The sequence below is a fragment of the Pseudomonas sp. Soil_N_39 genome (assembly GCF_057655955.1).
On the sequence record NZ_JBDGLI010000072.1, the window covers coordinates 1 to 234 of the forward strand.

Below are 234 nucleotides of genomic sequence, written 5' to 3' on the forward strand. Positions count from 1 at the left end.
CTGCTGGCGGTCTGGGGACTGGCCTTTGGTGGTGTGCCGGTGGCGTGGTCGAACTGGGTCGCCAGCGCAATACCTGATCAGGCGGAAAGCGCCGGGGGGATGGTGGTAGCCTCTGTGCAGTCGGCCATCGCAACCGGCGCCGCCGCTGGCGGTGCGATGTTCAGCCTCGGTGGCAGCGCAGGCGTATTCGTAGCGGCGGCCGTGCTGATGCTGCTGGCCGCGTTGCTGATTGCG

Annotated in this window: 1 pseudogene; it reads left to right on the forward strand. The window is 68.4% G+C overall.

Annotated features, from left to right (window positions below):
• Nucleotides 1-234 (forward strand): annotated as a pseudogene (locus AC3A5O_RS28865) (MFS transporter); the annotation flags it as partial.